Raw genomic sequence first — 22,606 nt, 5'->3', positions numbered from 1 at the left:
AGCCTAGCACTTAGCCCTGTAACGCACTCAAGGTCAGGTCCAGGCACTTGCGGGCCTTGCTCACCAGCTCATCGATCTCCTCCTTGGTGATCACCAGGGGCGGAGCAATGATCATGGTGTCGCCCACGGCGCGCATGATCAGGCCGTTGTCGAAGCAGAACTGCCGGCAGATCATGCCGACGCCTTTTCCGACATACCGCGCACGGGTGGCCTTGTCCTGAACCAGCTCGATGGCGCCCAACAGGCCGACTCCGCGAACCTCACCCACCAGCGGGTGATCGTTCAGTTCCCGCAGGCGTTTCTGCAAATAAGGTGCCGTTTCTGCCTTGACGCGCTCGATAATTTTTTCGTCGCGCATGATGCGGATGTTTTCCAGGGCCACGGCGGCGGCCACCGGGTGCCCGGAATAGGTGAAACCGTGGTTGAAATCGCCGCCCTCGTTGAGCACCGCCACCACTTCGTCGCGCACGATCAGGCCACCCATGGGGATGTAGCCGGAGGTCAGGCCCTTGGCGATGGTCATCATGTCCGGCTTGAGGTCGTAGAAATCGCTACCGAACCACTCACCGGTCCGCCCGAACCCACAGATCACCTCGTCGGCGACGAACAGGATGTCGTACTTGGCGAGGATTTCCTTGATCCGCGGCCAGTAGCTTTCTGGCGGCACGATCACGCCGCCCGCGCCCTGGATCGGCTCGGCGATGAAGGCACCGACGTTATCGACGCCGACTTCGAGAATTTTTTCTTCCAGCTGGTTGGCCGCCCAGATCCCGAACTCGTCCGGGGTCATGTCGCCACCTTCACCGAACCAGTAAGGCTGCGGGATATGCACGATGCCCGGGATCGGCAAGTCGCCCTGTTCGTGCATATAGGTCATGCCGCCCAGGCTCGCGCCGGCCACGGTGGAGCCGTGATAACCGTTGACCCGGCTGATGATGGTTTTCTTCTTCGGCTGGCCCTTGATCGCCCAGTAGTGGCGAACCATGCGCAGCATGGTGTCGTTGCCTTCGGAACCGGAGCCGGTGAAGAACACATGGTTCATGCCCTTGGGGGCCACATCGGAGATGGCCTTGGCCAGTTCCAGCGCCGGCGGGTGGGCGGTCTGGAAGAACAGGTTGTAGTACGGCAGCTCGCGCATCTGCTTGCTGGCGGCGTCGGCCAGTTCTTCGCGGCCATAACCGATGGCCACGCACCACAGCCCGGCCATGCCGTCGAGGATCTTGTTGCCCTCGCTGTCCCAGAGATAAACGCCCTCGGCGTTGGTGATGATCCGCGGGCCCTTCTCCTTCAATTGCTTGAAGTCGCTGAACGGGGCCAGGTGGTGCTCGCTGCTGAGGGTTTGCCACTCACGGGTTTGCGGGTTGTTGCTGATCATTGGAACTCTCCTGATTTTCCGGTGAGGGCGCCGCCGGTGACGGCGGCGCCCCGCGCATCAGACGGCGAAGAGCAGGAATTCCCGCTCCCACGAACTGATGACGCGCTTGAAGTTTTCATGCTCGGCCCGCTTGACCGCGACGTAGCCAGTGATGAATTTCTTGCCCAGGTACTTCTCGATGGTCTTGCTGTTTTCCATGCGCTCCAGGGCGTCCTCGATGGTCAACGGCAGGCGCAGGTTGCGACGCTCGTAACCGCGGCCAACCACCGGCGCGCTCGGGTTGTGGCCTTCGACCATGCCGATGAACCCGCACAGCAGGCTGGCGGCGATGGCCAGGTAAGGGTTGGCGTCGGCGCCCGGCAGGCGGTTTTCCACCCGGCGGTTCTGCGGCCCGGCATCCGGCACGCGCAGGCCCACGGTGCGGTTCTCTTCGCCCCACTCCACGTTCACCGGTGCCGAGGTGTCCGGCAGGAAGCGGCGGAACGAGTTGACGTTGGGCGCGAACAGCGGCAACAGCTCGGGGATGAACTTCTGCAGGCCGCCGATGTGGTTGAGGAACAGCTGGCTCATGGTCCCGTCTTCATTGGAGAAGACGTTCTTGCCGGTCTCGATGTCGATGATGCTCTGGTGCAGGTGCATGGCGCTGCCCGGCTCGCCAGTCATCGGCTTGGCCATGAAGGTGGCGGCCACCTCGTGCTTGAGCGCGGCTTCGCGCATGGTGCGCTTGAACACCAGGATCTGGTCGGCCAGGGACAGGGCGTCGCCGTGACGGAAGTTGATCTCCATCTGCGCCGTGCCGTCTTCGTGGATCAGCGTGTCGAGGTCCAGTTCCTGCAGTTCGCACCAGTCGTAGACGTCCTCGAACAGCGGGTCGAATTCGTTGGCCGCTTCGATGGAGAACGACTGGCGACCGGTTTCCGGGCGCCCGGAGCGGCCGACCGGTGGCTGCAACGGGTAGTCCGGGTCGTCGCTGCGCTTGGTCAGGTAGAACTCCATCTCCGGAGCCACGATCGGCTGCCAGCCGTGGTCGGCGTAGAGTTTCAGGACCTTCTTGAGCACGTTGCGCGGCGACAGCTCGATCGGGTTGCCCTGCTTGTCGTAGGTGTCGTGGATCACCTGGGCGGTCGGCTCGATGGCCCAGGGCACGAGGAATACCGCGTTCTGGTCCGGGCGGCAGACCATGTCGATGTCGGCCGGGTCCAGCAGTTCGTAATAGATGTCGTCTTCGACATAGTCGCCGGTCACCGTCTGCAACAGCACGCTCTCGGGCAGGCGCATGCCTTTTTCGGCGATGAACTTGTTGGTCGGCGAGATCTTGCCCCGGGTAATCCCGGTCAGGTCGCCAATCATGCATTCGACTTCTGTGATCTTGTGGTCTTTCAACCAATCGGTGAGCTGGTCGAGGTTGTTACTCATAAATGCCTCTAGGCGTGAGTTTCCTGGCTCTTATAAGCCAGGTTTTTGTGACGCATTGGCGTCGCGTTGCATTACCCGCTGGCGACAGGCATCGCCAAATGCCTGGAAGATGGCGAGGTAGTGAGGGTTAGAGCTTACCTGCCATTCGGGGTGCCATTGCACCCCCAAAGCAAAAGCCTTGCCTCCCTCGATCGGCGCCCCCTCGACGGAGAAGGCTTCGATCAACCCGTCGGGTGCCAGGGCCTCTATCTTCAGGCCCGGCGCCAGACGTTCAACGCCTTGGCCATGAATCGAATTGACTTCAATCTGCGCCGGCAGGCCGAGGCCGGCCAGCACCCCGCCCAGCTGTACATGCAGCGCATGGGCCGGAGCGTATTGCACTTCCACCGGCTGGCTATCGTCCTCGCGGTGGTCCATGAACGGGCCGGCTTCGTGGACCCGCTGATGCAGGCTGCCGCCGAAGGCCACGTTCATTTCCTGAAAGCCGCGACAGATCCCCAGTACCGGAACCCCGGCCGCCACCGCGGCGCGGATCAGCGGCAGGGTGCTGGCATCACGGGCAGGGTCGTGCGCGGTTCCCGGCGCGCTGGCGGGACCGCTATAGTGAAAAGGTTCGATATTGGAGGGTGAACCGGTAAAGAGGATGCCATCCAGACCGTCCAGAATATCGGACGGGCTCAGAATATCGGCCAGGGACGGGAGGATCATGGGCACGCCCTTGGCTGCTACTGCCACTGCGCGGACGTATTTGTCGCCACTGATGTGATAAGCATGCAGACCGATCTGCCTGGAGCAGGCGGTGACGCCGATTAACGGCAGGCGAGACATGAAACACCCCGGTATTATTGCTGTTATGGGTTTAAATCGAGCTTAGCCTTGTTCATTTTTTTACACAACACCCCCGTAAAAAATACAACACGGCCCGCTCAAGGCCGTGGCGGCCAAGCCCTCCGAAGCCAGAAAAGCGCCCCAAAAATGCCCCGCAGGCGCTTTTTTAGGGCAAAAAAGGCCTCGCTTGACTTCGGCATGCTGTTCGGGTTGACTGAAACCTGAAAAGATCAATGATTGATATTTTTAACAACAAAGGTGTTGCATCATGTCGGTACCCCCGCGTGCCGTTCAGCTTAACGAAGCGAACGCGTTCCTTAAGGAACATCCTGAGGTTCTGTACGTTGACCTTCTGATTGCGGATATGAATGGTGTGGTGCGCGGCAAGCGCATCGAACGCACCAGCCTCCACAAGGTTTACGAGAAAGGCATCAACCTGCCGGCCTCTTTATTTGCTCTGGATATCAATGGCTCGACGGTGGAAAGCACCGGCCTGGGCCTGGACATCGGCGACGCCGATCGAATCTGCTATCCAATCCCCGATACCCTGTGCAATGAACCCTGGCAGAAACGCCCCACCGCGCAACTGTTGATGACCATGCACGAACTCGAAGGCGACCCTTTCTTCGCCGACCCGCGCGAAGTGCTGCGCCAGGTCGTTGCCAAGTTTGACGAGCTGGGCCTGACCATCTGCGCGGCTTTCGAGCTGGAGTTCTACCTGATCGACCAGGAGAACGTGAATGGCCGGCCACAGCCACCACGCTCGCCAATCTCCGGCAAACGCCCGCATTCGACCCAGGTCTACCTGATCGACGACCTCGACGAGTACGTCGACTGCCTGCAGGACATTCTCGAAGGCGCGAAAGAACAAGGCATCCCGGCCGACGCCATCGTCAAGGAAAGTGCTCCGGCGCAGTTCGAAGTGAACCTGCACCACGTCGCCGATCCGATCAAGGCTTGCGACTATGCGGTACTGCTCAAGCGTCTGATCAAGAACATCGCCTACGACCATGAGATGGACACCACCTTCATGGCCAAGCCTTACCCAGGCCAGGCGGGTAATGGTCTGCACGTCCACATTTCGGTCCTGGACAAAGACGGCAAGAATATTTTTGCCAGCGAGGATCCCGAGCAGAACGCCGCACTGCGTCACGCGATCGGCGGTGTGCTCGAGACCCTACCGGCGCAGATGGCTTTCCTCTGCCCGAACGTCAACTCCTACCGTCGTTTCGGCGCGCAGTTCTATGTGCCGAACTCGCCGAGCTGGGGCCTGGACAACCGTACCGTGGCCATTCGCGTACCGACCGGTTCTTCCGATGCCGTGCGCATCGAACACCGTGTCGCCGGTGCCGATGCCAACCCGTACCTGCTGATGGCTTCGGTGCTGGCGGGCGTGCACCACGGTCTGGTCAACAAGGTGGAACCGGGCGCGCCAACCGAAGGCAACTCCTACGAGCAGAACGAGCAGAGCCTGCCGAACAACCTGCGCGATGCGCTGCGCGAGCTGGACGACAGCGAAGTCATGGCCAAGTACATCGATCCGAAATACATCGATATCTTCGTGGCCTGTAAAGAAAGCGAGCTGGAGGAGTTCGAGCACTCGATCTCCGACCTCGAGTACAACTGGTACCTGCACACCGTGTAAGCGGCTGCAGCAAAAAAAACGCCACCGGCCGCAAAGGCCCGTGGCGTTTTTTTATGACCGCTGTAGCCGCTGCCACAGGTTGCGACCGGTTCCGCGGGAGACGCTGAGGGCCTCGGAAGGCCCTTCGGGCCTTGTCGCAGCCTGCGGCAGCGGCTACAACGATCGCGCCTGACCGTGCCTATGACCTCGCGTACAATGCCCGCTGCCCCGCAGGAGACTCCCATGACACGCGTAGCCACCCCCCGCAAACCCCGCGCACGCAGCCAGGCCCGGATCGACTCGATACTCGATGCCGCCCGCACCCTGCTTGCCGCCGAGGGCGTGGCCAGCCTGTCGATCTACAGCGTGGCCGAGCGCGCGGAGATCCCGCCCTCCTCGGTCTACCACTTCTTCGCCAGCGTTCCCGCCCTGCTCGAAGCCCTGACCGCCGACGTCCACGCGGCCTTCCGCGCCTGCCTGCAAGAGCCCATCGACCACGCAGCCCTGGGCAGCTGGCACGACCTGTCGCGGCTGGTCGAACAGCGCATGCTCGCCATCTACAGCGCCGACGCCGCGGCCCGCCAGTTGATCCTGGCCCAGCATGGCCTCACCGAGGTCACCCAGGCCGACCGCCAGCACGACATCGAACTGGGCGACCTGATGCACAAGCTGTTCGACCAGCACTTCCAGCTGCCTGCGCTGCCCACGGATGTGGATGTGTTCGCCCTGGCCATGGAACTGGGCGACCGCGTCTACGCACGCTCGGTCCAGCAACATGGGCAGATCACCGAACGCATGGCCGAGGAAGGCATGCGGGTGTTCGATGCCTACCTGGGGCTGTACCTCCCGCCTTACCTGCCCAAGCGCCCTGCCCTGTAGCCGCTGCCGAGCTAGCGAGGCTGCGCCCGGCCGCAACGCGGCCGTGAAACCTGGCCATGCATTCCTTCAGATAGACCGGCTGGCGAAGGCTGCGTCGGAATGCCGCCCACCTCGATCGCAGCCTCGCAGGCTTGGCAGCGACTACAGCCGTCATCGCCCATAAAAAAGCCCCGAAGGGCTCACGCCATCCGGGGCCGGTTGTCGCGCACCAGTCACAACTTGGCGATCGACACCTCGGTGGATTTCACGAACGCGATCACTTCGCTGCCGATCGCCAGTTCCAGCTCCCGGACCGAACGGGTGGTAATCACCGACGTGACGATGCCGGAGGCGGTCTGCACGTCGATTTCAGAGAGCACGTCGCCTTCGACGATTTCCTTGATGGTGCCTTTGAACTGGTTGCGAACGTTGATGGCCTTGATAGTCATGATGTTGATTCCTGTCGTGGTAGAGGGTGTGAGGTTGTTACTGAGCCCAGCGCAATTGCGTGGGCAAGGGTGAAACGGGTTCCGGCTCGGGCGGCGAGGCGGGTAGCGACAACACGCGGCTGAGGACTTCGGCTTCCAGCGCCGCCAATCGATGGGAGCCACGCACCCGTGGGCGCGGCAGCTCCACCAGCAGATCGAGACCGACCTCGCCTTCTTCGATCAGGATCACCCGGTCGGCCACCGCCACCGCTTCGCTGACGTCGTGGGTCACCAGCAGGACGGTGAAGCCATGCTGCTGCCACAGGCGCTCGATCAGTTGCTGCATCTCGATCCGGGTCAGGGCATCCAGCGCGCCCAGGGGCTCGTCCAACAGCAACAGGCGTGGCTGGTGGATCAGCGCCCGGGCCAGGGCCACCCGCTGCTTCTGGCCACCGGACAAGGCAGCCGGCCACTCATTGGCGCGGTCGGCCAGGCCCACCGCCTCCAGGGCTTGCAGGGCCTGGGGGCGCCAGTCGCCCGTGAGGCCCAGGCCGACGTTGTCGATGACTTTCTTCCAGGGCAGCAGGCGCGCCTCCTGGAACATCAGGCGGGTGTCCTCGATGGCCTGGCTCAGCGGCGCGGCACCGGCTAGCAATTCGCCGCCGGTGGGTTTGTCGAGGCCGGCCAGCAAGCGCAGCAAGGTGCTCTTGCCGCAGCCGCTACGGCCGACCACCGCGACGAATTGCCCGGCCGGAATATGCAGGTCGATCTCGCGCAGCACCTGGCGCGAACCGAAGGTCTTTTGCAGCTTGCGCACCGCCAGCGGAATACCGCGCAGCAGGCGTGGAGGTTGTTGAGCCGTCATTGCGCACCTCCCTTGACCACTTGATAGGCCGGATGCCAACGCAGCCAGGCACGCTCCAGGCCGCGCGCGGCGAGGTCCGCCAGTTTGCCGAGCACGGCATACAGGACGATGGCCAGCACCACCACGTCGGTCTGCAGGAACTCCCGGGCGTTCATCGCCAGATAACCGATGCCGGAGCTGGCGGAGATGGTTTCCGCGACGATCAGCGTCAGCCACATAAAGCCCAGGGCAAACCGCACGCCTACCAGGATCGAAGGCAAGGCGCCCGGCAGGATCACCTGGCGGAACAGGGCGAAGCCGGACAGGCCATAGCTGCGCGCCATTTCCACCAGCGCCGGGTCGACGTTGCGGATGCCGTGATAAGTGTTCAGGTAGATCGGGAACAGAGTGCCCAAGGCCACCAGGAAAATTTTCGCCGACTCATCGATGCCGAACCACAGGATCACCAGGGGAATCAGCGCCAGGTGCGGCACGTTGCGGATCATCTGCACCGAGCTGTCCAGCAGGCGTCCGCCCCACTTCGACAGGCCGGTGATAAAGCCCAGGGCCAGGCCGATGCCGCCGCCGATCAGGAAACCGATCGCCGCGCGCCAGCCGCTGATAGCCAGGTGGGTCCAGATTTCGCCGCTGCGCACCAGGCCGACCCCGGCTTCGATCACCGCGCTGGGTGCCGGCAGGATCCGCGTCGACAGCCAGCCGGCCGAGACCGACAACTGCCATACCGCCAGTAACAGCAGTGGCAGGGCCCAGGGCGCCAGGCGATGGAACAAAGCTTGTCTGTTCATGGCCACGCCTCAGCTCTGGGACGCAGCTTTGGGGATGATGTCGTTGGCGACCATTTCGCCGAACGGGCTGACGTACCCGGCACCCTTGGGCAACTCGGGACGTTCGATATCCAGGTGCGGGAACAGCAGCTCGGCCACCCGGTACGACTCTTCCAGGTGGGGATAACCAGAGAAGATAAAGGTGTCGATACCGAGGTCCGCGTACTCCTGCATCCGCGCCGCCACGGTCGGGCCATCGCCGACCAGCGCGGTGCCCGCGCCGCCACGCACCAGGCCGACACCGGCCCAGAGATTGGGGCTGACTTCCAGCTTGTCACGGCGCCCGCTGTGCAGGGCCGCCATGCGTTGCTGGCCGACCGAATCGAAGCGCGCCAGGGACGCCTGGGCGCGGGCGATGGTGTCGTCGTCCAGATGGGAGATCAGGCGCTCGGCCGCTTTCCAGGCCTCGGCGTTGGTTTCACGCACGATCACATGCAGGCGAATGCCAAAGCGCACGCTGCGCCCCTGCTTGGCGGCCTTGGCCCGGACCTGCTCGATCTTCTCGGCCACCGCGGCCGGTGGTTCGCCCCAGGTCAGGACCATGTCCACCTGCTCGGCGGCCAGGTCCTGCGCGGCTTCCGAGGAGCCACCGAAGTACAGCGGCGGACGCGGTTGCTGGATCGGCGGATAAAGCAACTTGGCGCCCTTCACGCTGATGTGCTGGCCGTCGTAATCGACGGTTTCGCCTTCCAGCACCCGGCGCCAGATGCGGGTGAATTCCACCGAAGCCTGGTAGCGCTCTTCATGGCTGAGGAACAGGCCGTCGCCGGCCAGTTCGTCCGGATCGCCGCCGGTCACCAGATTGAACAGCGCCCGGCCACCGGACAGGCGATCCAGGGTCGCCGCCTGGCGCGCCGCCACCGTCGGAGAAATGATCCCGGGGCGCAGGGCGACCAGGAACTTCAGGCGCTGGGTCACCGGGATCAGCGAGGCCGCCACCAGCCAGGAGTCCTCGCAGGAACGTCCGGTGGGGATCAGCACGCCGCCGAAACCGAGGCGGTCGGCCGCCTGGGCGATCTGCTGCAGATAGCCGTGGTCGACGGCGCGAGCGCCTTCGGCGGTGCCAAGGTAATGGCCGTCGCCGTGGGTAGGCAGGAACCAGAAAATATTGAGGCTCATGGAGTTGTCTCCTAAGGGGATCGAGTTACGGCGCTTTGGCAACGGCGGCTGGAGGCGTCCAGATCACGTCTTTGATGCTCAGGGGCTTGGGAATCAGCTTGAGCTGGTGGAAGCTGTCGGCGATTTTCTGCTGGGCCGCCACCACGTCCGGGGTCAGGAAGTGCGCGCCATAGCCCTGGCGCTTCACCGAGGTCAGGGTGATGTCCGCCGGCAGGCCAAGCAGTGGCGCCACCTGCTGGGTCACTTCGTCCGGGTTGGCCTTGGACCACTCGCCCACCGCGCGCACCTCTTCCACCAGGGTCTTGATCACCTCGGGGTGCTGCTGTGCGTAGGGTTTGGTCGCCAGGTAGAACTGGTGGTTGTCGACGATGCCGCTGCCATCACGCAGGGTGCGGGCTTGCAGCTGCTTCTCGGCCGCCGCCTGATAGGGGTCCCAGATCACCCAGGCATCGACGCTGCCACGCTCGAAGGCGGCGCGGGCATCGGCGGGCGGCAGGAAGACGGTCTGGATGTCGCTGTACTTGAGGCCGGCGTCTTCGAGGGCGCGGACCAGCAGGTAGTGCACGTTGGAGCCCTTGTTGAGGACCACCTTCTTGCCCTTGAGCTCCGCCACCGACTTGATCGGCGAATCCTTGGGCACCAGGATCGCTTCGCTGGTCGGTGCCGGTGGCTCGTAAGCCACGTACAACAGGTCGGCACCGGCGGCCTGGGCAAATACGGGCGGGGTCTCGCCGGTGACGCCGAAGTCGATGGAGCCGACGTTCAGCCCTTCCAGCAGCTGCGGGCCGCCGGGGAATTCGGTCCATTGCACCTGCACGCCCTGCTCCGCCAGACGCTTCTCCAGCGAGCCCTTGGCCTTGAGCAGCACCAGGGTGCCGTATTTCTGATAGCCGATACGCAGGGTTTCGGCCGCTTGGGCTTGAACGATGGCGCCGAAGGACACAGCCGCAGCAAACAGAGCGACCAGACCACGACGCAAAATCACAGGGCGCATGGCGCTCTCCTTTTTGCTGTTGGGTTTTGGCTGCACCTGCTAGGCCGTTGGCGGCTAAGTAAGGCCAGTACTTCAGAATCGGGTAGGACTCAAATGCTCCAGCGAGCACTCAACAAACGGTCATTCAACAGATTCGGGTCCAGCGGCTTGGGACGCCGCGCCATGGCGCTGTGGAACTGTTCCAGGGCTTCGCGCAGACGCTGCTCCAGCGCCGGCGCCAGTTGCGCCTGGGCGCTGCCTTCGCCGTAGGCGATCTGGCTGTCCTCGGCGAAGATGCCCTGGAGCATCTCCTGGGCCTTGAGGGCCGACAGCACCGGCTTGAGCGCGTAGTCCACCGCCAGCATGTGGGCGATGCTGCCGCCCGTGGCCATCGGCAGCACCACCTTGTGGTTCAGGGCGCGTTCCGGCAGCAGGTCGAGCACGGTTTTCAGCGCGCCGGAAAACGATGCCTTGTAGACCGGGGTAGCGATCAGCAGGCCGTCGGCCTGTTCGATCTGTTGCAACAGGTCGATCACCATCGGGCTGTCGAAGCGCGCGTGGAGCAGGTCCTCGGCCGGGAAATCCCGCACCTGATAGTCGACCACTTCCACACCTTGTTGCTGCAACCAGCGTTTGGCGTGTTCCAGCAGCACCCCGGAGCGGGAGCGTTGGCTGGGACTGCCACCGAGTGAGACGACCAGCATGCAGAGGTTTCCTTTAGCGGTAATGGGCGATTCGCGGTTTGCGATCTCGCTGAGCTGAGCAGACCTTAACAGTCTATTTATATATCCATAAATCTTATTTTTTCATTTGTTTATTCTTTAAATGAATATAAGAAAAGCTGTTTTCCAGGCAAAAAAATAGGCCGTCGAAACGGCCTTAAAACCCCTGCTTTGTGGAAGCGGTACCTGACCCGCAGGCAGCGGCAATGCCGGCTCACGCCTGCGGGCCATGGTGTCAGCGATTCGGTTGCGGAGTCAGGCGCAGGTAGGGTTTGACCGCGCGATAGCCTTTGGGGAAGCGCTTCTTGATTTCCTCTTCGTCCTTGAGCGACGGCACGATCACCACTTCATCACCGTCCTGCCAGTTGGCCGGGGTGGCCACCTTGTAGTTGTCGGTGAGCTGCAGCGAGTCGATCACCCGCAGGATCTCGTGGAAGTTGCGCCCGGTGCTGGCCGGATAAGTGATTGTCAGACGCACCTTCTTGTTCGGGTCGATGACGAACAGCGAACGTACGGTCAGGGTGTCGTTGGCATTCGGGTGGATCAGGTCGTACAGGTCCGAGACCTTGCGGTCGGCGTCGGCCAGGATCGGGAAGTTGACGAGGGTGTTCTGGGTTTCGTTGATGTCCTCGATCCACTTGTGGTGCGAGTCCACCGGGTCCACCGACAGGGCAATGGCTTTCACGCCGCGCTGGGCGAACTGCTCCTTGAGCTTGGCGGTGAATCCCAGTTCGGTGGTGCACACCGGGGTGAAGTCCGCCGGATGGGAAAACAGCACGCCCCAACTGTCGCCGAGCCACTCGTGGAAGCGAATCTTGCCGGCGCTGGAATCCTGTTCGAAGTCGGGGGCGATGTCGCCAAGTCTGAGGCTCATGTTGCTGCTCCTGTGAGTGCGTTATGGGCCCTACTGTGCCTGCGCCTGGGAATATTTAAAAAGAATAAATATCGATTTATTTAGACGGTAAAGGAATATTAAAAATCTCTTCACTGGATTCGCACACGCCCAGGGCACACCATCCTCGACAAGGTTCGAGAAGGCCTTGAGTAGCTGTAAAGAGGGGTTTCGGGGAGGACCTGCGGGGGTGGGTCCGACCTGGATGACAACACCTCGCCCGGCATTGCGCCGGGCGAGGTTTTAACGTCGGATTACAGGATAGGCAGGGTGTAGCTCACGATCAGACGGTTCTCGTCCTGGTTACGCTGGCTGGCGACTTCAGAGCGCAGCGAAGCGTTTTTCCACGTCAGGCCCAGGCCCTTGAAGGTGCCTTCCGGTACTACGTAGCCCAGGGAGAAGTCACGCTCCCACTCACCTTTGTCGCCGGTGGAGGTGGCAACGTTGTCACCCTTGAGGTACATCACGGAGGTGGTCAGACCTGGCAAACCGATAGTTGCGAAGTCGTAGGCGTACTGGGCCAACCAGGTACGCTCGCCGGCACGCTGGAACTTGCCGATCTGCACGTCGGTGATCAGGTAGGCGGATGCACCGTCACCCTGGTTCAGGAACGGGAAGTCGCTGGTGCCATTCACACGCTGGTAGCCGGCGCTGAGCGCGTGGCCTTGCAGGCTATAGGTGAATTTCGCACTCCAGGTGCGGTTGTCCACTTCACCGCCGTTGTTCTGGTAGCCAGAAGAGCGGTAGCCGGCCAAACGACCTTCCTGGCTGGAGTTCTTGCCGTCGGAGTCACTGTTGAAGTAACGCAGGTCGGTCTTCAGGCTGCCCACTGGCAGTGCCCAGTTGTGGGTCAGGCCCAAGAAGTGCTGCTTGTAGAAGTCTTCCAGGTTGCCGTAGTAGTACTGCGCGGTCAGATCCTTGGTGATCTTGTAGTCACCACCGGCAAAGTAGAACTCATTGCTGCGCTTGTTCGAGGTAGCGGTGGTAGTCGCACCGTTGGAACCGGCAATGGTCAGCGAGTCGTTGTTGGTCGAGTTACGGCCCTTGGCGTGTTCCAGCTTACCGCCAACCAGAGTCAGGTTGTCGATGTCGTTGGAAGTGATCTGGCCACCTTCGAAGGTCTGTGGCAGCAGGCGACCGTCGTTGGAGGTTACAACCGGCAGTTTTGGCAACAGGGTGCCCAGACGCAGCTCAGTTTTCGAAACCTTGACCTTGGCGGTCAGGCCCAGGCTGCTGAAGTCGTCTACCGCACGACCGTCGCTGTCGCTTGGGAAAACGGTGCCGCCCTTGTTCGCGCTACCGGCGTTATAGGCAGTACCTTTACCGGAATCCAGCTTGATGCCCAGCAGGCCGATGGCGTCGACGCCGAAGCCTACGGTGCCTTCGGTGTAGCCGGAAGCGAAGTTGAAGATGAAACCCTGACCCCATTCTTCCTGCTTGGAAGGCTTGGCAGTGCCGTCACGGTTGTCAGTGTTGATATAGAAGTTACGGGCGGTGATGCTGGCCTTGCTGTCTTCGATGAAACCGGCGGCGCCTGCCTGCTGCGCCAGAACCCCAACGGCCACAGCCAGGGCCAAGGTGGACTTGTTCATGTTTCGCTCCTCTCGTTTCTAATTCTTGTGTACTCAGGCCCAGGGTCTGATGCCCCGGGTCCATCGGTGGGCGATTAGCGCCAGACCGTGACTCATAAGTCAATCGTAACCAACTGTGTCTACGACCAAGGTCTAATCGCGATGATTTGCGCCTTGCAGGGTAATGAGTTTTCCATAATCCCAAAAAGAATTATTTCATTCTTGTTCATACCGCTCAGGAATATATCCAGGTCTGCCTACTTGAGCCGTGGCACAAGGTATCGGCGTACTGTCTGATTCCTGAATGGTATTTCCCCGCTGATCTTTAGATCGATCAGTTAAAACATAAGCCAGATACGTCAACCCGTATCAAAAAGGCGACGCAATAATGGCTTTGCGCCAATGGTCGCGTCAATTTGTTACAGTTTTTGTGTCACGCAGATTTACTTTTCTGAAACACAAATCGTTTGCGGCGGGCGCAGCAAAAACCCGCTCCTGTCAAGAGCGGGTTGCCGAAGGAAGTGATGCTCAGAGGGCTTTTTCGAAGATCTTCGAGTTGCGCTGATAGTTGTACAGCGACGCCCGCGCGGAAGGCAGACGCTCGACACTGCTAGGCGCGAAACCGCGTTCGCGGAACCAGTGGGCGGTACGGGTGGTGAGGACAAACAAGGTTTTCAGGCCCTGGGCCCGGGCCCGGGTTTCGATCCTTTCCAACAGTTCGTCGCCACGACCACCGTGGCGGTATTCGGGGTTCACCGCCAGACAGGCCAGCTCCCCGGCGTCGGAATCGGCGATCTGGTAGAGCGCGGCACAGGCGATGATCATCCCCTCGCGCTCGACCACGCTGAACTGTTCGATCTCACGCTCCAGCACCTCGCGGGAACGCCGCACCAGAATCCCCTGTTCTTCCAGCGGGCTGATCAGATCCAGCAGACCGCCGACGTCCTCGATGGCCGCCTCGCGGACCCGTTCGAACTGCTCCTGGGCCACCAGCGTACCGCCACCGTCACGGGTGAACAGCTCGGTCAGCAGCGCGCCGTCTTCGGCGTAGCTGACGATATGGCTGCGCCCTACTCCGCCCCGGCAAGCCTCGGCCGCGGCATCCAGCAGTTCCGCCTGATAGTTGCCGCCCAGACGCTGCAAATGCGCCGGCACCTGCTGCGGGCGCAGTTCGCGTACCAGGTTGCCGCTTTCATCCAGCAGGCCACGCTCGGCGCCGAACAGCAGCAGCTTGTCGGCGGCCAGGTCGATGGCCGCGCGGGTGGCGACGTCTTCGCAGGCGATGTTGAAGATTTCTCCGGTCGGCGAGTAGCCCAAGGGCGATAGCAGTACGATCGAGCGCTCGTCGAGCAGGCGGTTGATGCCCTTGCGATCGACCCGGCGCACTTCGCCGGTGTGGTGATAGTCGACGCCTTCGAGCACGCCGATCGGCCGGGCGGTCACCAGGTTGCCGCTGGCGACCCGCAGCCGCGAACCCTGCATCGGCGAGGACGCCATGTCCATGGACAGCCGTGCTTCGATGGCGATGCGCAACTGGCCGACGGCGTCGATCACGCATTCCAGGGTCGCCGCATCGGTGATGCGCATGCCGTGGTGGTAATGCGGGGTCAGGCCACGGGCGGCCAGGCGGGCTTCGATCTGTGGACGCGAGCCGTGCACCAGCACCAGGCGCACGCCCATGCTGTGCAGCAGCACCAGGTCATGGACGATGTTGCCGAAGTTCGGATGTTCTACGCCGTCGCCGGGCAGCATGACCACGAAGGTGCAGTCGCGGTGGGCATTGATATAAGGAGAAGCGTGACGAAGCCAATTGACGTAATCGGGCATAACCTGAGCCTGTAAATAAGAAGCAGCCTATAAAAGGACGAAACGGGAAAACGCACAGCGGGCTGGTGGTTATCGTCGGAACAGGCTTGGCGACACGCTCGCTCTCCTTGAGGTACGGGCTTGGCCGTCGGTGATTTAGTAGAAATCAGGCCGGCGTCAGGCAGTAATGGTTAATCAGTTCACGTAGTAGATGCACGGTAGGCTGCAAGCGTGACATTTCGAGGTATTCCCCCGGCTGGTGAGCACAGGCGATGTCGCCCGGGCCCAGCACCACTGTCTCGCAGCCAAGGCGCTGAAGATAAGGCGCTTCGGTGCCGAACGCCACTGCTTCGGCGCGATGGCCGGTCAGACGCTCGGCCACCCGCACCAGTTCGCAGTCTTCGGCCTGCTCGAAGGCCGGCGCTTCGGGGAACAGCGGCGCGTAGTCGATCTGCACCTGATGCCGCTCGGCCACGGGCACCAGCTTCTGTCGGATGGCCGCCCGCAGCGCCTGCGGGTCCATGCCCGGCAACGGCCGTAGGTCGAACTCCAGCGAGCATTGGCCGCAGATCCGGTTCGGGTTGTCGCCACCATGGATACACCCAAGGTTCAGGGTCGGCTGCGGCACGCTGAACTGCGGATTGCGGAATTCGCGCTGCCACGCCAGGCGCAGGCCGCGCAGTTCGCCGATGGCATCGTGCATGGCTTCCAAGGCGCTATGGCCCAGGCTCGGGTCGGAGGAATGGCCGCTGCGCCCGAGGATATCGATGCGCTCCATCATCACGCCTTTGTGCATACGGATCGGCCGCAGCCCGGTCGGCTCGCCGATCACCGCGGCGCGCCCCAACGGCCGGCCAGCTTCGGCCAGGGCCCGGGCGCCGGCCATGGAGCTTTCCTCGTCACAGGTGGCGAGAATCAGCAGAGGTTGCTTGAAGGACTGATCCAGCAGCGGCCGGACCGCCTCGATGACCAGGGCGAAAAAGCCTTTCATGTCGCAGCTGCCCAGGCCGGCCCAGCGTCCGTCGACCTCGGTGAGCTTCAGCGGATCGGTCTGCCACAGCGCGCCGTCGTAGGGCACGGTATCGCTGTGCCCGGCCAGCACCAGGCCGCCGGGGCCGCTGCCGAAACTGGCGAGCAGATTGAACTTGCCGGGGCTGACCTGTTGGATGTCGCAGGCGAAACCCAGGTCGCCAAGCCAGCTCGCCAGCAGGTCTATGACCGCACGATTGGACTGATCCAGCGCCGGCTGGGTACAGCTGACCGAAGGTGTGGCAATCAGCGCAGCGAACTGCTCTTTCATGGACGGCAATGGCATGCGCTGGCTCCAGGGTTCCAAGATGAAGTCCATCATAGAGCCATCCTGCGACAGGAATAAACCGCCACGGCACCTCGACGCGGCGAGTCCTGTACACTGCACGACCTTGGCAGCCACACATTTCCCCCGGCTGCGCTCCCGATCCTGGATTTTCCGGCCATGCAGAAAGAAACCGAAATCAAACTCCGCGTCAGCCGCGAAACCCTCGCCGCCCTGCGTGAGCACCCGCTCCTGAAAAAACGCAACAAAAGTGGCTGGGAACACCGCGAACTGATGAACCAGTACTTCGACACGCCCGAGCGCGACCTGGCCCGCGCCAAGGTCGCCCTGCGCCTGCGCCGCGACGGCGAAGAAGTGATCCAGACCCTCAAGACCCGCGGCCAGAGCGTCGCCGGCCTGTCGGAACGCAACGAGTACGACTGGCACCTGGCCAAAGCCAAGCTCGACCTGAAGAAACTCGATGGCGAATGCTGGCCCGAGCAACTGGCCGAGCTGGACAAGAAGACCCTCAAGCCGATCTTCACCACCGACTTCGTCCGCGAACGCGCGGAAATCGCTTGGGGCCGCGGCAAGGCCAAGGTGGTGATCGAGGCCGCCCTGGACCTGGGCCACGTGATCGCCGGCAAGCAGAAGGAAGAGATCTGCGAGCTGGAACTGGAACTGCGCGAAGGCGAACCGGCCGCCCTGCTGGAACTGGCCGCCGAGCTGGCCGCCACCCTGCCGCTGATGCCCTGCGACATCAGCAAGGCCGAGCGCGGCTACCGCCTGTTCGACGCCAACAGCTACTCCCTGAGCCTGCCGGCCCCGGAACTGAGCGCGGAAACGCCGCTGGACGACGCCTTCGCGGCGCTGACCTGGCACCTGCTGGGCAGCAGCCAGCGCCTGGCCGAGCAATATCGCTTCAACGGCCACTGGCGCCTGCTGCAGGACTGGGTCGAGAACCTGGCGGAACTGCGCGCCCTGGTCAGCAGCCTGGGCCAGGCCGCGCCGCGCCAGGCGACCGCCGAGTTGCGCGCGTCGCTGGACGGCCTGCTGGAAGACTGGCGTCCGCTGGTACAAGCCGGCCTGGACGACGAAGACGTGCGCAAGGCCGCGCCCGAGCAGTTCATCGAAGAGTTGCAGGACGTGCGCTGGGGCCTGTTCTCGCTGAACACCTCGCGCTGGTTGCTGGCCCGCAGCTGGACCGCCGAGCGCAATACCCGTGGCAACCGTCAGGGTGCGGCGCAACTGGGCAGCTGGTTGCCGCGCCTGCTGGCCGACGAAGCCAGCGCCCTGCAACTGCCACGCTACCAGCAGCAACCGGAAGACCTGGCCGAGCAACTGCCGCGCATCGAACGCATCCAGTCCTGGTTGCATCACGCGCGCAACGTGCTGGAAATCCCGGAGCTGGATCGCCTGTACGGCGAGTTGAACAAGCTGGCGCAGTTGGCCAACGAGCCGATCACCGACGAAACTCTGGATGCCCGCAAGCAACAGGCGATCACGGTGTTCCAGAACCGCGCATGGAAGACCTTGCTGCGCATGTAACGGCCTGATCGCGAGCAAGCTCGCTCCTACAGGTTGGCGGTAACCCCTTGTAGGAGCGAGCTTGCTCGCGATAGCGCCAACTGCATCAACGCAGGACGGGCAGGCTGGTCGTGGACTTGATCTCCGACAGCGCCACGATCGAATTCACTTCCTGAATCCCCGGCACCATCGACAGTTTCTCGAAGAAGAAACGCTCATACGCCTCGATGTCCGCCGTGACGATGCGCAACAGGAAATCCACCGCACCCATCAGCACATAACACTCCAGCACTTCCGGAAAACCGCGGATCGCCTCGGTGAATTCGGTGAAGTTGGAACGGCCGTGGGCGTTGAGTTTGACCTCGGCGAAGATCTGCGTGTTGAGGCCGATCTTCTTGCGGTCGAGCAAGGTCACCTGGCCACGGATCACCCCCTCCTCCTTGAGCCGCTGGATCCGCCGCCAGCAAGGTGACTGCGACAAGCCCACCTGCTCGGCGATCTGCGCGCTGGACAGCGAAGCGTCCTCTTGCAGCAGCGCCAGAATGCGACGGTCGTAAGCGTCCAGCTCGCCATGCATAGAAAACCCTCCATAATCCTTAAAGACGAATCATCCAATTCGATAATCCGGAAAATACGTTCATCTTAGATAAGAAATACCCGCAACCGAATGTAAAAATTTCTCCATTGATCTGGAGAACCCCATGCCCTCTCTCGAAGCCGTCAGTTCCCGCGCCGATGTGTGGAATGTCGCCAACACCCATTGCCGGGTGCATTACCAACTGGTCACCGACGCCGAAGCCGATGTGCTGTGCCGGGTGCTCAACCATTTCGCCTTGCAGTCCCTGCTGCCGCAGCAGGTCCAGGTGCAACAGCAGGACGGTTCGCTGCTGATGGAAGTGCTGCTCGACGGCCTGAGCTGGCACCGCGCCCAGGTCATCGCGGAAAAACTGCGCAACCTGATCAGCGTGTGTTCGGTACAGTTGCAACTGGCCGAGCGCGAGCCGCTGCAAGCCGCCGGCTGAAGGCGCCAGGCAAAACCCTGCAACGCTTGGGCGACTGGCGGTCGCCATCCCGGGACTATTCTTGGCATTGCGTGGTCAGAGGCGCATCTAACCCGCCTGCTGCCGGATTGTTCACAAGGAGCCCGCATGTCCGTTCCTCTCGTTACCCAGGACCACTGGCTGGATCTCAACGATCTGCTGCGCGACCTGGTCGCCCAGGGTTTCATCAGCCAGGACTCGGCCGAACACGCCCTGACCACCCGTCGTAATGCCGCCAACAGCCAGCTGCACCCGCTGGAGTTTCTCGCCAGCCAGCACCTGGACGACCTCAGCCGGCCCGGCAGGCGCCTGGACCTGGAAAGCCTGACCCTGTGGCTGGCGCAACAGGCCGGCCAGCCGTACCTGCGCATCGACCCGCTGAAAATCGACGTCGCCGCCGTCACTCCGCTGATGTCCTACGCCTTCGCCCAGCGCCACAAGATCCTCGCGGTGTCGATCGATGCCGAGGCGATCACGGTGGCCAGCGCCCAGCCTTATGTCAGTGCCTGGGAAGCCGACCTGACCCACGTGTTGAAACTGCCGATCAAGCGGGTGGTGGCCAACCCGGTGGAAATCCAGCGCCTGACCGTGGAGTTCTTCCGCCTGGCCAAGTCGGTCACCGGCGCCAGCGCCGACCAGAAAAGCCACGCCCCGGGCAACTTCGAACAACTGCTCAACCTCGGCGCCAGCGATCAGGAGCCCGACGCCAACGACGCGCACATCGTCAACATCGTCGACTGGCTGTTCCAGTACGCGTTCCAGCAACGGGCCAGCGATATCCACATCGAACCGCGCCGCGAACAAGGCACCGTGCGCTTTCGCATCGACGGGGTGCTGCACAACGTCTATCAGTTCCCGCCCCAGGTCACCATGGCCGTGGTCAGCCGCCTGAAAAGCCTGGGCCGGATGAACGTCGCGGAAAAACGCAAACCCCAGGACGGCCGGGTCAAGACCAAGACCCCGGAAGGCGGCGAAGTGGAGTTGCGCCTGTCGACCCTGCCCACCGCCTTCGGCGAAAAAATGGTCATGCGCATCTTCGACCCCGAGGTGCTGCTCAAGGACTTCGACCAGTTGGGGTTCTCCAGCGACGACCTGCGGCGCTGGCAGGAAATGACCCGCCAGCCCAACGGCATCATCCTGGTCACCGGCCCCACCGGTTCGGGCAAGACCACCACCCTGTACACCACCCTGAAGAAGCTGGCGACGCCGGAGGTCAACCTCTGCACCATCGAGGACCCGATCGAGATGGTCGAGCCGGCGTTCAACCAGATGCAGGTCCAGCACAACATCGAGCTGACCTTCGCCAGCGGCGTGCGCGCGCTGATGCGCCAGGACCCGGACATCATCATGATCGGCGAGATCCGTGACCTGGAAACCGCGGAGATGGCGATCCAGGCCGCACTCACCGGCCACCTGGTGCTGTCGACCCTGCACACCAACGACGCGCCCGGCGCCATCAGCCGCCTGCTGGAACTGGGCGTCGCGCCTTACCTGATCAAGGCCACGCTGCTGGGAGTCATGGCCCAGCGCCTGGTGCGCACCCTGTGTCCGCACTGCAAGACCCCGCTGACCCTGGACGAAGGCGACTGGCAAAGCCTGACCCGGCCCTGGCAGGCACCGCTGCCCAGCCATGCCCACGGCGCCACCGGCTGCCTGGAATGCCGCGATACCGGCTACCGGGGCCGCGCCGGGGTGTATGAAATCATGCAGTTGAGCGACAGCCTCAAAGCCCTGATCAGCGCCGACGCCGACCTGCTCGCCATACGCCGCCAGGCCTTCTTGGAAGGCATGCGCAGCCTGCGCCTGTCCGGGGCGCAGAAAGTCGCGGCCGGGCTGACCACCCTCGAGGAGATATTGCGGGTCACGCCACAAAGCGAGCAGCGATGAGCTATCCCGCTACCAGTCGAGTACACCCAACCCGGCATTGGGCTTGATCCACAGCACCGCGCCGCTTTCCCGGCGTTGCTGTATCGAGCGCCCCGCGTCGAGCGTTTCCCCCGTACGCAGGTTCTGCGCGCAGTCCGACTTGCTCGGGCTGAACATCAGGGTCCCCGGCGTGTCCTGGCGAACCCTCATGCCGCGGGGGTAGTGCCAATCGCCCAGGGTCAGGTCTTGCGCCAGTTGCCCATTCCAATGTCCGGGTTGCCGCTGCTCGTCGAGGTCCAGGCTCAGGCTCGACAGCGCTATCCCCTGGATAACCACCGCCGGTGAAGCCAGACCGATGGTGTCGATGCTGAACCTGCCGTCGTACTGCCTGACCTCGCTGGAGTCAGGCCACTTCACCCCTGCCACATCGGCCCCGGTCACCAGCCTGCAGGCAGAGAAACGCCAGCGGCTGGGTTGCAAGCGGTCCTCGTCGGCAATGTCCAGCGTTACCCAGGTGCCGCCGGCGCAGGGCCAGCCCGCAACGACCTGGTCACGGCTCAGCAGCATCTTTGAGAAAGGGCCGCTGCCGTACATCTGCAACTCTGTAACCTCCACACCGTTGATCGCGTGTGGCGAAGCGAATTTGGCGTAATAGAGGCTGCGCAGTCCATGGGGTTGCGGCCGGCCTTGCGCATCCAGAGGTTCAAGCGTTCTCAGATTCAGCTTGGCGCCTGCGGGCAATTGCAGGCCATCAAGCTGTACGTCCTGCTCAAGTTGCGGGTGGTGCGCCTTATTCAGTTGATTGTCCCGGTGGATTTTCCACAGTACGCAAACCACGATGATTGCGCATACCCCTGCAAGCACACCGAAGTGCAGGGGCTGACGACGCATCCGGTGTCGGCAGGCCGGAATGAGCAAGGCAATCAACAGCAAGGGAAGTCCGATAAAGGACAGCAACATCAGGTTCAGCAGGGTTCCATACATCATCGCGCCAAGAATCAAGGCAAGCATCCGTGCAGTCGAGAAAGTCGCCCATGGTGACAAATACGACTGCTGCGTTCCAGTGCGCCGACTCGACGCCGAAGCACCGCTCAGCCCCTGTCCACACAGGCGAAAGCTTGTTGGAGCAGCAGGGAACTCAATCAGGCCAACGCCTATCAAAGGGCTCAGTTTTCCCCCCTAGTTTTGGAGTCACCCACCATGCGTCTCAAAACAGCTGTCGCCACCCTGGCCCTGCTTTCCCTGCCTGTAGGTTCGGCAATGGCCGACAGCTTCTGGCGTAACGTCCTTTCCACCGGCGCCACCACCGCTTCCACCTACCTGACTTCCAAGGATCACAAGCTGATCGGCGCCGCCCAGGACGACGCCAACAGCTTCGTCGCCAGCGAAGGCAACATCCGCGGTCCGTATCTGGAAGCCGCGATGCAGAAAGTCCGTGCCGACAACCCTGGCCTGCAGGCCACCGACATGGAGCTGGCCAACGCGATCCTGGCGAAAAACGCCGTCGCCCAGCAGTGACCGCCAGCCTCTAGCCAGGCTGACGCAACGAAAAATGCCGCTCACGAGAGCGGCATTTTT

Annotated in this window: 21 protein-coding genes; 6 read left to right on the top strand and 15 right to left on the bottom strand. The window is 62.7% G+C overall.

Annotation, left to right across the window (positions count from 1 at the left end):
- Nucleotides 1-10: 10 nt before the first annotated feature.
- Genes CRO75_RS05985 through CRO75_RS05975 form a run of 3 tightly spaced genes read right to left on the bottom strand, consistent with a single transcriptional unit; the run spans nucleotide 11 to nucleotide 3,619 of the window.
- On the bottom strand, nucleotides 11-1,375 hold the full coding sequence (locus CRO75_RS05985) for an aspartate aminotransferase family protein (RefSeq protein ID WP_062824303.1): 1,365 nt from the start codon (nucleotides 1,373-1,375) through the stop codon (nucleotides 11-13).
- A 57-nt stretch (nucleotides 1,376-1,432) separates the two neighbouring features.
- Entirely contained in the window at nucleotides 1,433-2,791 is a 1,359-nt protein-coding gene (locus CRO75_RS05980) for a glutamine synthetase family protein (RefSeq protein WP_007928318.1), read from the bottom strand.
- 30 nt (nucleotides 2,792-2,821) lie between these two features.
- The gene (locus CRO75_RS05975) at nucleotides 2,822-3,619 is read right to left on the bottom strand and encodes a gamma-glutamyl-gamma-aminobutyrate hydrolase family protein (protein WP_097134712.1); all 798 of its coding nucleotides are present in this window, start codon (nucleotides 3,617-3,619) and stop codon (nucleotides 2,822-2,824) included.
- A 268-nt stretch (nucleotides 3,620-3,887) separates the two neighbouring features.
- Here CRO75_RS05975 and CRO75_RS05970 point away from each other — a divergent pair, with 268 nt between their 5' ends.
- Nucleotides 3,888-5,264, top strand: a complete 1,377-nt coding sequence (locus tag CRO75_RS05970) for a glutamine synthetase family protein (RefSeq protein WP_007928314.1) — start codon at nucleotides 3,888-3,890, stop codon at nucleotides 5,262-5,264.
- 222 nt (nucleotides 5,265-5,486) lie between these two features.
- Nucleotides 5,487-6,122 carry a TetR/AcrR family transcriptional regulator gene (locus CRO75_RS05965; protein ID WP_009046091.1) on the top strand — a complete coding sequence of 212 codons (636 nt, stop codon included), beginning with the start codon at nucleotides 5,487-5,489 and terminating at the stop codon, nucleotides 6,120-6,122.
- A gap of 212 nt (nucleotides 6,123-6,334) precedes the next feature.
- Here the strand turns inward: CRO75_RS05965 and CRO75_RS05960 are convergent, their stop codons facing one another.
- The 10 genes from CRO75_RS05960 to argE form a co-directional block, all read right to left on the bottom strand.
- Nucleotides 6,335-6,550 carry a TOBE domain-containing protein gene (locus CRO75_RS05960; RefSeq protein ID WP_007928303.1) on the bottom strand — a complete coding sequence of 72 codons (216 nt, stop codon included), beginning with the start codon at nucleotides 6,548-6,550 and terminating at the stop codon, nucleotides 6,335-6,337.
- A gap of 37 nt (nucleotides 6,551-6,587) precedes the next feature.
- Nucleotides 6,588-7,394 carry an aliphatic sulfonates ABC transporter ATP-binding protein gene (gene ssuB, locus CRO75_RS05955; RefSeq protein ID WP_097134711.1) on the bottom strand — a complete coding sequence of 269 codons (807 nt, stop codon included), beginning with the start codon at nucleotides 7,392-7,394 and terminating at the stop codon, nucleotides 6,588-6,590.
- Nucleotides 7,391-8,185: an aliphatic sulfonate ABC transporter permease SsuC gene (gene ssuC, locus CRO75_RS05950; protein WP_177409725.1), complete on the bottom strand. Its 795-nt coding sequence runs from the start codon at nucleotides 8,183-8,185 to the stop codon at nucleotides 7,391-7,393. The genes ssuB and ssuC overlap by 4 nt, the downstream gene beginning before the upstream one ends.
- 3 nt (nucleotides 8,186-8,188) lie before the next feature.
- Nucleotides 8,189-9,337 carry an FMNH2-dependent alkanesulfonate monooxygenase gene (gene ssuD / locus CRO75_RS05945; RefSeq protein ID WP_097134709.1) on the bottom strand — a complete coding sequence of 383 codons (1,149 nt, stop codon included), beginning with the start codon at nucleotides 9,335-9,337 and terminating at the stop codon, nucleotides 8,189-8,191.
- A 25-nt stretch (nucleotides 9,338-9,362) separates the two neighbouring features.
- Nucleotides 9,363-10,331 carry a sulfonate ABC transporter substrate-binding protein gene (locus CRO75_RS05940; protein ID WP_009046094.1) on the bottom strand — a complete coding sequence of 323 codons (969 nt, stop codon included), beginning with the start codon at nucleotides 10,329-10,331 and terminating at the stop codon, nucleotides 9,363-9,365.
- An 89-nt stretch (nucleotides 10,332-10,420) separates the two neighbouring features.
- Complete coding sequence (gene ssuE / locus CRO75_RS05935) at nucleotides 10,421-11,014, bottom strand: NADPH-dependent FMN reductase (protein ID WP_007928287.1); 594 nt, start codon at nucleotides 11,012-11,014, stop codon at nucleotides 10,421-10,423.
- A 253-nt stretch (nucleotides 11,015-11,267) separates the two neighbouring features.
- Nucleotides 11,268-11,906, bottom strand: coding sequence for a peroxiredoxin (locus CRO75_RS05930; protein WP_007928285.1), 639 nt, complete (start codon nucleotides 11,904-11,906; stop codon nucleotides 11,268-11,270).
- Between the two features lie 272 nt (nucleotides 11,907-12,178).
- Nucleotides 12,179-13,516 (bottom strand): OprD family porin, encoded by a 1,338-nt coding sequence (locus tag CRO75_RS05925; protein ID WP_097134708.1) that lies wholly within the window; start codon nucleotides 13,514-13,516, stop codon nucleotides 12,179-12,181.
- 507 nt (nucleotides 13,517-14,023) lie between these two features.
- Nucleotides 14,024-15,322, bottom strand: coding sequence for an amino-acid N-acetyltransferase (gene argA, locus CRO75_RS05920; RefSeq protein ID WP_097134707.1), 1,299 nt, complete (start codon nucleotides 15,320-15,322; stop codon nucleotides 14,024-14,026).
- A 145-nt stretch (nucleotides 15,323-15,467) separates the two neighbouring features.
- Nucleotides 15,468-16,616, bottom strand: a complete 1,149-nt coding sequence (argE, locus tag CRO75_RS05915) for an acetylornithine deacetylase (protein ID WP_097134726.1) — start codon at nucleotides 16,614-16,616, stop codon at nucleotides 15,468-15,470.
- Nucleotides 16,617-16,775: 159 nt separating this feature from the next.
- Between argE and CRO75_RS05910 the strand changes: the two genes are divergently transcribed.
- Entirely contained in the window at nucleotides 16,776-18,143 is a 1,368-nt protein-coding gene (locus CRO75_RS05910; protein ID WP_009046100.1) for a CYTH domain-containing protein, read from the top strand.
- Between the two features lie 85 nt (nucleotides 18,144-18,228).
- Here the strand turns inward: CRO75_RS05910 and CRO75_RS05905 are convergent, their stop codons facing one another.
- The gene (locus CRO75_RS05905; RefSeq protein ID WP_097134706.1) at nucleotides 18,229-18,699 is read right to left on the bottom strand and encodes an Lrp/AsnC family transcriptional regulator; all 471 of its coding nucleotides are present in this window, start codon (nucleotides 18,697-18,699) and stop codon (nucleotides 18,229-18,231) included.
- A 124-nt stretch (nucleotides 18,700-18,823) separates the two neighbouring features.
- Here CRO75_RS05905 and CRO75_RS05900 point away from each other — a divergent pair, with 124 nt between their 5' ends.
- Together CRO75_RS05900 and CRO75_RS05895 are read left to right on the top strand one after the other, a co-directional pair.
- Nucleotides 18,824-19,144 (top strand): hypothetical protein, encoded by a 321-nt coding sequence (locus CRO75_RS05900; protein WP_009046101.1) that lies wholly within the window; start codon nucleotides 18,824-18,826, stop codon nucleotides 19,142-19,144.
- A gap of 126 nt (nucleotides 19,145-19,270) precedes the next feature.
- Complete coding sequence (locus CRO75_RS05895) at nucleotides 19,271-21,049, top strand: GspE/PulE family protein (RefSeq protein ID WP_085532928.1); 1,779 nt, start codon at nucleotides 19,271-19,273, stop codon at nucleotides 21,047-21,049.
- A 9-nt stretch (nucleotides 21,050-21,058) separates the two neighbouring features.
- On the opposite strand, the gene CRO75_RS05890 is transcribed toward CRO75_RS05895, so the two are convergent.
- The gene (locus CRO75_RS05890; RefSeq protein WP_239990562.1) at nucleotides 21,059-22,189 is read right to left on the bottom strand and encodes a hypothetical protein; all 1,131 of its coding nucleotides are present in this window, start codon (nucleotides 22,187-22,189) and stop codon (nucleotides 21,059-21,061) included.
- Nucleotides 22,190-22,228: 39 nt separating this feature from the next.
- On the opposite strand from CRO75_RS05890, the gene CRO75_RS05885 reads away from it, so the two are divergent.
- On the top strand, nucleotides 22,229-22,546 hold the full coding sequence (locus tag CRO75_RS05885) for a DUF2388 domain-containing protein (RefSeq protein ID WP_097134704.1): 318 nt from the start codon (nucleotides 22,229-22,231) through the stop codon (nucleotides 22,544-22,546).
- Nucleotides 22,547-22,606: the final 60 nt, after the last annotated feature.

The organism is Pseudomonas sp. LAMO17WK12:I10 (assembly GCF_900215185.1).
In the GTDB taxonomy this organism is placed as follows: Bacteria; Pseudomonadota; Gammaproteobacteria; order Pseudomonadales; family Pseudomonadaceae; genus Aquipseudomonas; species Aquipseudomonas chlororaphis.
This window is presented reverse-complemented; position numbering and strand designations above follow the sequence as displayed.